Genomic DNA, 11218 nt, shown 5'->3' on the forward strand with positions numbered 1-11218 from the left:
AGGACAAGCTTCATTATTTTATAACGGTAATATTCTAGGAGAAGTTTGGCTAGTAAATAGAGTTTTCGGTCTCTAAGCTTTTTTGAAGGGAAAATCATCGACTCAGATCCCTATTTGCAACAGTGCCGTTTTCGGTCTCTAAGCACTTTTTAAAGGGAACATCATCGACTCAAATTTCTATTTGCAACAGTGCCGGAATACATAAGATAAAAGCTAACCATATTTTATTAGATATTTACTTGTAAATCTTTACATTATTCAATTACATCAAAGTTTTTCCAACTAAAAAGTGAATAGCCACCAAAATTCTAGACATAAGGCAAACCCACTTTTAAGATGACTGATTCGAATACAAGATATCTTGCAAAAGTCACTTATCGTATTTTATAAGCTTGAATGTATCTTTAGAGTATACCCTAAAGTAACAGCCTAAAAGTTCGTAAAATTATGTACCATTTAAATGATTTTTAATCATATATAACATGTAACTTTGGTATTAAAAATTTATAATTTACGAAATTGTTCATTTTTCTTCAATTGGGGCGTGAAAAAGTGAAAGGCCAAAAAGTAGGGTATGTCCGGGTCAGTTCTGTCGAGCAAAACACTGGACGTCAACTTGAGGGAATTGAAGTCGACCGGATTTTTGTTGATCGTGCGTCAGGTAAAAATACCGACCGACCGAAATTTCAAGAAATGTTGAATTATGTCCGGGAAGGAGACCAGGTGATAGTACATTCCATGGATCGTTTTGCGCGAAGCTTAAAAGATTTGGTGACTGAAGTAGATAAACTGGTCAAACGAGGGATCTCCATCCAGTTTGTAAAAGAAAATATTACTTTTACGGCCCAATCCACTCCGATGGATAATTTGATGCTGCAACTGATGGGTGCTTTTGCACAGTTCGAACGTGAGATTATTCTGGAGCGGCAAAAGGAAGGAATTAAACTGGCATCAGCTCAAGGGAAGTACAAAGGTCGGGTACATAAATTGAAACCTGAGCAGGCTGAAGCTTTACGACAAGCATGGAAGGAAGGGAAATATCCTTCAAAAATGGCATTAGGTCAGGCATTCGGTATTAGTCGTCAAGCGGTATACCGCTATTTAAAAGCCGGGGAATAACTCAATTGAATTTTCGACTATATTTAGTTTAGCTTATGAAAATGAGGGAATGTGATAAATCTATGAAAAAGCCTATTCGAGGGGGGAGATTGAACTATCATACTGATTTTAGATGACCATTTAATCAATCACCCCAGATGTTTAGAAAAGAAAAAACCCCGGCATCCTGCTGGGGTTTTTAGTATTGGTTCGCTCGGTATAACTCTTGTTGTACCTTACTTCAAAGCCAAAATCTTTCGAGCACCATTAAGTACGAATAAAGAAACCAGTATACCAATGATTAAGTCTGGATAAGCTGATCCCGTCCATGCCACGAGTACACCGGCAAATATGACGCCCATATTTACCACAACGTCATTCGCTGAGAAAATCCAACTGGCTTTCATATGTGCGCCATCTTCTCGATGACCAGAAATAAGATATAAGCATGTCACGTTAGCTATAAGTGCGAGCAGGCCAATAACAATCATGAGCGTTGATTCTGGCTCGCTTCCAAACATGAATCGTCTAATGACGTCAACAATCACGATGACAGCGAGTAATAACTGAATCCAGCCTGCAAAATGAGCTGCTTTTACTTGATATTTCGCAGCTTTCCCGACGGCATATAGCGCAATACCATAAACGGCTGCATCGGCAAACATATCTAGAGAATCAGCAATCAATCCTGTAGAAGCAGCAATAATACCGCTGATGAATTCTATAAAGAACAGTAGAGCATTAATGCCTAATAACAGTTTAAGTACTTTAGCTTGTCTTACAGGATCAGGTTCATTGGGTAGGTCACCTGAAGAAAGCTGTGTTTCATCAAGTTTCGCCCCAAAACCCAGTCCTTCAAGTTTGGCCGTAATTTGCTGAATCCCTTCATTATGGAAGACTTTCAGTTTTCGATTGGGAAGATCAAAAGTAAGACCTTTAACTGCTTCAAGATCTGCAAGAGTCATACGGACCATTTGCTCTTCAGCAGAGCAATCCATTTTAGGAATGGTGTAGGTACTTGTTTGCTTGGCCTGTTGATTGCTTATATAAGTTTCAGTCTTCACAAGCTTTGCCCCAAAACCCAGTCCTTCAAGTTTGGTGGTTATATTTTCATCTTTTTGATTATGTAGAACCTTTAAAGAACGGTTAGGTAAATCAAAGATGAGTTTTTGAACACCATCAATTGAAGATAGCGCCATACGAACCATCTGTTCTTCCGCAGAACAATCCATTTTGGGAACTAAGTATTCACTCATGTAGTGCGAATCTTTTAAAACGTTTTCAGTGCTTAAATTTTCTTTGGGATCAGAACCACAACAGGATTGAGCGGTATCTTCACAACTGTTTGAAGTGTTACAGCAAGGAGATGAAGATTTTTCTTCTTCCTCTTCACCACAACAGCTAGGCGTATTATCACAATTCTTTGAATTGCTTGCTTCTGCAATTGATGGATGATTTTCTTGTTGAGATTTCTTATCTTCGCATGGTGTTTCTTTACTACATCCACAACCACTCATAGTTATACCCATTAAAAAAATTTATAAACTTTGAATATTAGAATCCCTATAGTTACTATAGAGTCAAGATTTTTTGGAAATACCAACTCAATGCATTTAAAAATTGGTGAACTCTCTAAAAAAACCTCATGTTCAGTATTAACAATTAGGTTTTATGAAAAGGAAGGTTTAATTCCGGAACCCGAAAGAACGGAAGGAAATTACCGCCTTTACGATATAGGCTATGTTGAGCGAATTAAGTTTATTTTGAATTGCCGAACTTTAAATATGAGTTTGAATGAAATTCGTCAATTACTTACCTATAAAGACAAACCTGAGAAAAATTGTTCAGATGTGAATGAATTAATTGACTTACATGTCAGTGCTATCAGAGAAAATATAATCAAGCAACAAAAGCTTATTGAACAATTATCTGATTTAAGAGGTACTTGTGATGGCTTATGTACAATTGACCAATGTGGAGTTCTAAAAAATCTAGCTTGATTATCTAGACCTATGCTTTTTTCAAAAATTCTGTATATCTTTACTTAAGGCTGCAAAAAGTTTAAGGTTACTCAAATTCTGTGATCAGATCTTTGATAGATCTGGACAGCTTCTTATTGGTGTTTTAAATACAGATTTGTGTATGAAGAGAAAAACATTTCTAATCCAGATATTGGTACTCTTATTCACATTCCAGAATATTTGGAGTGTGGCAGAGGCTGCGTGTCTGCATGAAATGCCAAACATACCCAATTCAATACTCTCTAATCCAATCGATTTAGACGAAAAGAGTGATAGTCCTAGTCAAGCACTTTATTCCTTAGAAAACTATAAAGAAATTTATGACTATTGTCAGAAGGTTTGTTTTAACGAAAAGTGCAGTCATTTCTCAAATACAATCGTGATTCAGATTGACCCACCCGATGATTTGAAGCTTAAAACTCATTTTGAGACCGGCATTACCCCAACTTATTTGGGAAGAACTTTTTATAAATCCCCTTATCTGAATCAATTAACCCCCCCTCCTGATTTGCCCCTACTATTGGTGGGGTAGTCTTATAAAAGCCCACCACTCCTAATCTCATTATGTGTGGGGCATTTTCATGTCAAAAAACAAATTATATCAGGATACTTCTATCCTGAATTTATCCTGGTCAGCATTCCGTACAGGTGTCTTGCTATCCGCAATGATCAGCTTGAGTACTTCTGTAGTCGCCAGTCCTCAAGATTTAACGCTGCGACAAGCCATTGATCAGGTCAACCAGTATCAAGCGTCCCAAAATTTCTGGGAAACGCAAAACAGCATTAATGCCACGAATCTTCAGCAAAGTAAGCTGTTTAAAAATCCTGAACTGTCAGTTGAACAAACGGGATTTGGTTCAAATAATGAAAAAGAGCTTGCCATTGGCATATCACAACCCTTGGATATTTTTGGTGAGCGAAAAGCAAACCAAAAATTAGCCAGTCTCTCTACAGATAAAACAGCACTGAAGCAGAAGATTTATCAAGCGCAAATTGAGCTTGCAGTGAAATATGTATGGTCACAACTGGCCATTGCCGAACTTGAAAGAAACATTGTCAATGAACAACTTCGGGTGAGCGAAGAAAACCTTAAAGCGATCGAGAAGCGCTTTACTGCGGGCGGTATCGCGCAAGTAGATGTGAATCGCGCACGTTTAAGTCATGCTGAAAATATCCGTCTTTTTAGACAGGCCGACTTACAAGTCCAAGTGGCCACCCAACAATTATCAAATTTATGGGGAACCTCTGATAAGTCATTGCAGGTAAACCTCTCTTCACAAAAGCTCTGGCCAAAATCGACTCATCAGCAGGTTCAAGAATATTTAGCGGAAAACTACGTTGAGAAATATCGAGCTTTACTGGTATTAGAGTCTCAAGCAACGGTTGATCAACTAAGGGCAAAGGCACGTCCTAATCCCACTTTAAACCTAGGTGTCAACCGCACCCAATCCTTGGAAAACTCCACACAAAATCAATTAGTAGTCGGAGTCAGTGTACCGCTTAATATTTTCGATCGTCAGCAAAATGGCATAAAAATCGCGCAAGAAAAAATGAACTTATTAGAGCGTCAGAAAGAGTTTTATCTAAAGCAAAATGCGCTGCAAATAGGCACAATTTTAACCGAGTTGCAGGGTTTAGAGCTGCAATTCAAAGTCGTTGACGAGACTCAAATTCCTTTGGCGACTCAAGTTCAAAGTAAGACGCTACAAGGTTTCTTGGCAGGCAAGTTTGCTTTAACCGATGTTCAGCAAGCCACGCTTCAATTACAAGACATCCGTCTGCGTAAAGTCCAGTTGTTACGGGATGGCTGGCAAAAGGCCATTGAAGCAGAAAGTTTGAGCTTAGGCATTAGCCCAAGTGAAGTCATGTCGAAAGATGCTATTGCACAAATCAATCAAAACTTATGGCAAGACATACAGGCCATGCCTGTCATTGGTGGGGGAAATTAACATGTTCGATCTTAAAAACAGCTTAAAAAAACAGAGCGGAAAAATCTCTCAACCTCTACTGATTGGTTTGGTCATCGGCGCAACCGTACTCCTCAGTATTTTCTTGATCTTGTCGGGTAAGAATAAATCTGAAACATCAGATGAACATGCAGAGGAAGAAGGCGCAGAGGAACATGGAAGTGAAGAAGGCAAAGAGGAACATGGCGGTGAAACCGAAGAGCATGCAGAAGGCGTGAGCCTGACGGCCAAGCAACTGGTTGAACAAGGCATACAGTTATCAGCAGTCGATCAAGGTCCGGTGGTTAAATTAAGTTCTTATCCAGCAAAACTTAACGTGAATACCGACCAGCAAGCGCATGTCTCTCCGAGTTTTAGTGGTCATGTCGAAAATGTCTATGTAGAACTCGGCCAAAAAGTTCAGAAAGGACAGTCTTTGGCCACGTTGCTTGTTCCTGATTTAGTCGATCAGCAGGCCAATCTAAAAATTGAACAAACCAACCTTGAACTGGCGAAACAGGACTTCGAGCGTGAGCGTCAGCTGTGGTCACAGGGTATTTCAGCAAAACAGGACTATCAACGTGCTTACAACAGCTATAAACGGGCGCAAATTCAGGTCCAATCGGCCCAATCACGTTTAAGTGCGTTTGGTGCTGTGAATACCAGTAACGGGCGCTATATTTTGAAAGCCCCCATTTCCGGCGTGATCAGTAAAAAGGATTTGGTGCTCGGAGAAAATGTTCAGTTAGCAAGTCAACTCTTTACCATAGACCGGTTAGATCAGCTCTGGCTTGAATTTATTGTTCCAAATTCTGAAATTGTGGGCTTAGCCCCGAATCAAAAGATCGAATTTAAATCTTTGCAAACTGAAAAGGTCTACAGGGCAGTTATTCAAACCTTAAATACTGAAGCGGATATTCAAACAGGTCGTCTTCAGGTGCGAGCAAAAGTTGAATCGAATGCAACCGAATTACGTCCAAACTTGATGGTAAACGTACAGTTGCAACAACGCAGTGAAAGTACCGCATTACGGGTACTTAAGTCCGCAGTTCAGAATGTCGATGGAAAAGATGTGGTTTTTGTCGCCACTCAGCATGGACAAAAAGTTGAATTCACTCCGCAGCCGGTGAAATTAGGTCAGTCATCTGGGGAGAGCCAGTGGATTGAAGTGGTAAATGGGCTTAATCAGGGACAAAAATATGCCGCTCAAGGTAGTTTCTTACTGAAATCTGAAATGGAAAAAGGAGAGGCTTCACATGGGCACTAAAAGCCCTCACATTCCAGACCACGAATCGGTAAAACCTGAAGGGCTGTTTGATCGGCTGATCCAGTTTTCTATTCATAACGCAATCTGGGTCATGCTGTTTGTTGCAGCCTGGATTGCTATTGGTATTTATAGTTATCAAAAGTTACCGATTGATGCTGTACCGGATATCACCAATACACAAGTACAGATCAACACTTCTGCCAATGGCTTTACTGCTTTGGAGATGGAACAGCGGATTACCTATCCTATCGAGAATGCCATGTCAGGCATGCCGAATATGGAACAAACCCGCTCTATTTCACGCTATGGTTTATCGCAAGTGACCATCATTTTTGAAGATGGTACTGATATCTACTGGGCCAGACAGCTCATCAACCAGCGCTTGCAAGAAGCAATGGGAGAAATGCCTGAAGATGTGCAACCGACCATGTCGCCTATTTCGACAGGTTTAGGTGAAATCTATCAATGGGTGATTAAAGCCGAACCAAATGCTAAAAAGCCGGATGGAACCCCTTATTCGGCGATGGATTTACGTGAAATTCAGGATTGGATTGTAAGACCGCAATTACAGCGCGTAAAAGGCGTTGCGGAGATCAACAGTATCGGTGGCTTTAATAAAACCTATGTGGTTGCCCCTGATCTGAACCGATTGCAACAATTGCAAATTCCTTTGTCTGATTTACAAACTGCCTTAACAGAGAATAATGAAAACCGTGGTGCTGGCTATATTGAGAAAAATGGACAACAGCTAACGGTTCGTGTTCCCGGCACTTTAAACACGATTGAAGATATCCAGAACATCAGTATTACCAATAAAAACGGCTATCCTATTCGGGTGGCAGATGTCGCCAATGTCTCAATTGGTCATGACTTAAGAACAGGGGCTGCAACCTATAATGGTGAAGAAACTGTATTGGGTATTGCCATGATGATGATGGGAGAAAATAGCCGTACCGTTGCTCAAGCCATTGATGAAAAGGTGCAATCGATCCAGCAATCGCTACCTAAAGGTGTGGTGATTGAGACTGTGTATGACCGTACGCATTTGGTTGATCGGGCGATCAAAACCGTTCAGAAAAATTTGATTGAGGGTGCAATCCTCGTCATTGTTATTTTATTTCTCTTTCTAGGTAATTTCCGTGCTGCGCTGATCACGGCTTGCGTTATTCCACTGTCAATGCTGTTTACCTTGACGGGAATGGCAGAGCAGAAGATTAGTGCAAATCTGATGAGTTTAGGGGCACTGGACTTCGGTATTATTATTGATGGTGCAGTGGTTATTGTAGAAAACTGTATCCGTCGGCTAGCAGAAGCTCAGAAGCTGAAAGGTGGTTTACTTAGCCGTTCTGAAAGATTTAAAGAAGTCTTCTTGGCTGCAAAACAGGCGCGTCGTCCTCTCATCTTTGGACAGTTAATTATTTTGGTAGTTTATCTACCTATCTTTACCCTGACGGGTGTAGAAGCCAAACTTTTCCATCCTATGGCAATGACGGTTGTACTGGCTTTAATTGGGGCCATGATTTTATCTGTCACTTTTGTGCCAGCCGCAGTTGCCCTATTTGTCACTGGAGAAGTCAAGGAAACCGAAAGTCGCTGGATGCATTGGCTTAAAACCAAATATGAATTGCTTTTAGATAGAGCCTATGAGCTTCGTTTATTTGTGACTATTGTGGCTGCCTGTATTTTAGTGCTTACGGGTGTGCTAGCTACTCAAACAGGTAGCGAGTTTGCACCTCAACTGGGTGAAGGTGATTTTGCTGTTCAGCAAATGCGTTCCCCAAGTACAGGGTTAGAACAGTCACTGAGAATGCAGGAAAATACTGAAAAGTTACTGTTGAAAGAATTTCCTGAAATTAAAGCAATCTTTGCCCGTACCGGTACAGCAGAAGTGGCCACAGATGTCATGCCACCCAACATTTCAGATGGCGTGGTACTGTTAAAACCTCATGATGAATGGCCTGATCCAAAACAAACGATTGATGAGCTTCGCCAAAGAATGATTACTTTCTTAGCGACATTGCCGGGAAATAACAGTGAGTTCTCGCAACCCATTGAACTGCGTTTTAACGAGTTGATTTCAGGGGTGCGAAGTGATGTGGGTGTCAAGTTATTTGGCGATGATATGGAAATTCTGAATCGTGAAGCGAATAAGATTTCTCAGAAAATTAAATCAATTTCAGGCGCGACAGCCGTTAATGTAGAGCAAACCAGCGGCTTACCCTTGTTGAATGTAGAAGTTGATAAGTCCAGAGCAGCACAATACGGCTTGTCGGTAAGAGCAATTCAGGATCTGGTGGCGACAAGTGTCGGTGGTCAAAATGTTGGAACCATTTTACAGGGAGACAAGCGTTTTGATTTTGTGATTCGTCTAGATGACTCCCAACGTAGTCCTGAACAGTTAGCGCTACTTCCTGTTCAATTGCCGAATGGTGGCTTAGTCCAACTGCAAGATGTGGCACGCGTTGAAAATATCCTGGGTATTAATCAGGTCAGCCGTGAAAATGGTAAACGTCGAGTGGTTATTACTGCAAATGTAGAAGGACGTGATTTAGGCTCATTCGTAACAGAGCTTCAGAGCACGTTATCCAAACAGGAATTACCAAGCGGTTATTGGATAGATTATGGCGGTCAATTTCAAAATCTGATGTCTGCAAAAGCGCGTATGCAATTGGTGGTTCCGCTCGCATTGTTGACGATCTTTATTCTATTGATGGCTGTATTTCACAACATCAAAGAAAGCTTACTGGTCTTTAGTGGTGTACCGTTTGCCTTGAGTGGAGGCTTAATCGCGTTGTGGTTGCGTGACATTCCATTATCCATGTCAGCAGGCGTTGGCTTCATTGCACTATCGGGGGTGGCTGTACTGAATGGCTTAGTGATGCTTACCTTTATCAAAGAGCTGCGACAGCAATATGACCTTTATTATGCAACGTGGCAAGGTGCAATATTGCGTTTAAGACCTGTGTTAATGACCGCTTGTGTTGCTTCCCTTGGGTTTGTTCCGATGGCTTTGGCAACCGGTACTGGGGCAGAGGTACAGAGACCTTTAGCGACTGTAGTCATTGGAGGAATTATCTCCTCTACCCTGCTTACATTGGTTTTATTGCCTGTACTGTACCGGTGGATGAATGAAAAGAAAGCTTCTTAATCCATTAGATTAAGCAATTTTTAGCAGAGATATTGGGTCTGTCTCAAGTATCTCTGCTAATCATGGATTGAATAAGGAAAATTTTATGTCAGAACATCATGATCATAGCCATGCGGTTGTTACTGAAGGAAATAGTAAGAAATTAATGTTTGCTTTGGGTTTAACGACTACTTTCTTAATAGTAGAAGTTGTCGCTGCTTTTATTACCCAAAGTTTAGCATTACTGTCTGATGCCGCTCACATGTTTACTGATGTAGCCGCATTAGCTATTGCTCTTGCTGCTATCAAAATTGGTAAAAAAGCCGCAGATGATAAAAGAACTTTTGGCTATCAGCGATTCGAAATTTTAGCGGCTCTGTTTAATGCAGTGATGCTTTTTGTGGTGGCGATATATATTGTCTATGAAGCTTACCAACGCTTTACGCATCCTGCTGAAATTCAAAGTGTTGGAATGATGATTGTCGCAGTCATTGGTTTGGTCATAAATTTGATTTCAATGAAAATCCTTTCTGCGAGTGCTCAAGAAAGTCTAAATGTGAAAGGCGCATATTTAGAAGTCCTTAGTGATGCACTGGGATCGATAGGCGTGATTATCGGAGGAGTGGTCATTTATTTTACCCAGTGGATGTGGGTAGATACCGTAATCGCTGTGTTAATTGGCTTCTGGGTTTTACCTCGAACTTGGGTTTTATTAAAACAAAGTATCCATATTTTGCTTGAAGGGGTTCCTGATGAGATTGATATTGAGTCGTTAAGAAATGATTTATTGATGCTAGAGGGTGTTGAAGGGATTCATCAGTTGAAAGTCTGGGCTATATCTTCAAAAAACATTCATTTAACTGCTCATTTGGTTGCTCCTAATAGCGATCCAGATCAGCTCTATCAAAAGGCCTTAGACGTTCTAAAACATAATCATAGTATTACTGAAATTACGTTACAAATAGAAAGTAAGGAATGTAATACATTGGAACAGCATAAACATTAAAGTGCTGCTCTTTCTACATAATGGACAGATGACTAGGCTGATAAACCTTACCATTTTCCTGTATTACACTTCTATTTATCACACGCACTTTAAACACCATCCTGAGACATTTTAAAATTACAAGAATGTAATTTATGAGTCCTCTGGGTGTTAATTCTTTAAAGTTAGAATATCTAACAAGTATTAAATGAGAGTAAATAAACATGCTATTCAAAAATAAATTTTGTACTAAATTACTGTTAATTAGTGCATTCTTTAGTATCGCAAGTTTTAGTTATGCAGATGGCGGCTTGTTATTTCTTGAAAAGAATTTAAAAGCTTCTAAAGTTGAAAATTCTAAACAAAAACAAGTTAAAAATAATGAATCAAATGAATCAAATGAATCAAATGAATCAAATGAATCAAATGAATCAAATGAATCAAATGAATCAAATGAATCAAATGAATCAAATGAATCAAATGAATCAAATGAATAGTTGGGTTGCATAAATAAATCAATTAGACTTATTCATTCAGCAATATAATTCCTGAATGAATAAGTTTATAACTAAAACCGGCTTTGTTGCATAAACATTCAAAAGCTGAGTTTTCCCCAATCCATTCAAATTTAAGTGACAACTTGGGTGGGCACTGTTGCAAATAGGGATCTGAGTCGATGATTTTCCCTTCAAAAAAGCTTAGAGACCGAAAACTCTATTTACTAGCCAAACTTCTCCTAGAATATTACCGTTATAAAATAATGAAGCTTGTCCT

At 39.9% G+C, this 11218-nt stretch carries 8 protein-coding genes and 3 pseudogenes; 9 read left to right on the forward strand and 2 right to left on the reverse strand.

The window, feature by feature from the left end; translation table 11 throughout:
- Both FTU95_RS14240 and FTU95_RS14245 read left to right on the forward strand, forming a co-directional pair.
- Positions 1-76, forward strand: a pseudogene (locus FTU95_RS14240) (IS6 family transposase); the annotation flags it as partial.
- A gap of 476 nt (positions 77-552) precedes the next feature.
- On the forward strand, positions 553-1119 hold the full coding sequence (locus FTU95_RS14245; RefSeq protein ID WP_104470814.1) for a recombinase family protein: 567 nt from the start codon (positions 553-555) through the stop codon (positions 1117-1119).
- A 215-nt stretch (positions 1120-1334) separates the two neighbouring features.
- On the opposite strand, the gene FTU95_RS14250 is transcribed toward FTU95_RS14245, so the two are convergent.
- Positions 1335-2615, reverse strand: coding sequence for a cation transporter (locus FTU95_RS14250; protein WP_104500112.1), 1281 nt, complete (start codon positions 2613-2615; stop codon positions 1335-1337).
- 90 nt (positions 2616-2705) lie between these two features.
- On the opposite strand from FTU95_RS14250, the gene cadR reads away from it, so the two are divergent.
- The 7 genes and pseudogenes from cadR to FTU95_RS14285 form a co-directional block, all read left to right on the forward strand.
- Positions 2706-3098 carry a Cd(II)/Pb(II)-responsive transcriptional regulator gene (gene cadR / locus FTU95_RS14255; RefSeq protein ID WP_004733193.1) on the forward strand — a complete coding sequence of 131 codons (393 nt, stop codon included), beginning with the start codon at positions 2706-2708 and terminating at the stop codon, positions 3096-3098.
- Positions 3099-3240: 142 nt separating this feature from the next.
- The gene (locus FTU95_RS14260) at positions 3241-3651 is read left to right on the forward strand and encodes a hypothetical protein (protein ID WP_180078837.1); all 411 of its coding nucleotides are present in this window, start codon (positions 3241-3243) and stop codon (positions 3649-3651) included.
- Between the two features lie 49 nt (positions 3652-3700).
- Positions 3701-5068 (forward strand): TolC family protein, encoded by a 1368-nt coding sequence (locus tag FTU95_RS14265; RefSeq protein ID WP_180078839.1) that lies wholly within the window; start codon positions 3701-3703, stop codon positions 5066-5068.
- Position 5069: 1 nt separating this feature from the next.
- Positions 5070-6332: an efflux RND transporter periplasmic adaptor subunit gene (locus tag FTU95_RS14270; protein ID WP_180078841.1), complete on the forward strand. Its 1263-nt coding sequence runs from the start codon at positions 5070-5072 to the stop codon at positions 6330-6332.
- Positions 6322-9480 (forward strand): efflux RND transporter permease subunit, encoded by a 3159-nt coding sequence (locus FTU95_RS14275; RefSeq protein WP_180078843.1) that lies wholly within the window; start codon positions 6322-6324, stop codon positions 9478-9480. Before FTU95_RS14270 ends, FTU95_RS14275 begins: the two co-directional genes overlap by 11 nt.
- A gap of 85 nt (positions 9481-9565) precedes the next feature.
- A complete protein-coding gene (locus tag FTU95_RS14280) occupies positions 9566-10465 on the forward strand; it encodes a cation diffusion facilitator family transporter (RefSeq protein WP_004665978.1) in 900 nt (299 codons plus the stop codon).
- A gap of 203 nt (positions 10466-10668) precedes the next feature.
- Positions 10669-10848 (forward strand): annotated as a pseudogene (locus FTU95_RS14285) (hypothetical protein); the annotation flags it as partial.
- A 294-nt stretch (positions 10849-11142) separates the two neighbouring features.
- Here the strand turns inward: FTU95_RS14285 and FTU95_RS14290 are convergent.
- A pseudogene (locus tag FTU95_RS14290) lies at positions 11143-11218 on the reverse strand (IS6 family transposase); the annotation flags it as partial.

Source organism: Acinetobacter sp. YH12208 (genome assembly GCF_013418055.1).
Taxonomy (GTDB): domain Bacteria; phylum Pseudomonadota; class Gammaproteobacteria; order Pseudomonadales; family Moraxellaceae; genus Acinetobacter; species Acinetobacter pseudolwoffii.

What these genes read in the sequence shown, in the direction of transcription:
- FTU95_RS14250 (WP_104500112.1), bottom strand. Translation starts at nt 2,615, where the DNA reads ATGAGTGGTTGTGGATGTAGTAAAGAAACACCATGCGAAGATAAGAAA.
- cadR (WP_004733193.1), top strand. Translation starts at nt 2,706, where the DNA reads ATGCATTTAAAAATTGGTGAACTCTCTAAAAAAACCTCATGTTCAGTA.
- FTU95_RS14260 (WP_180078837.1), top strand. Translation starts at nt 3,241, where the DNA reads ATGAAGAGAAAAACATTTCTAATCCAGATATTGGTACTCTTATTCACA.
- FTU95_RS14265 (WP_180078839.1), top strand. Translation starts at nt 3,701, where the DNA reads ATGTCAAAAAACAAATTATATCAGGATACTTCTATCCTGAATTTATCC.
- FTU95_RS14270 (WP_180078841.1), top strand. Translation starts at nt 5,070, where the DNA reads ATGTTCGATCTTAAAAACAGCTTAAAAAAACAGAGCGGAAAAATCTCT.
- FTU95_RS14275 (WP_180078843.1), top strand. Translation starts at nt 6,322, where the DNA reads ATGGGCACTAAAAGCCCTCACATTCCAGACCACGAATCGGTAAAACCT.
- FTU95_RS14280 (WP_004665978.1), top strand. Translation starts at nt 9,566, where the DNA reads ATGTCAGAACATCATGATCATAGCCATGCGGTTGTTACTGAAGGAAAT.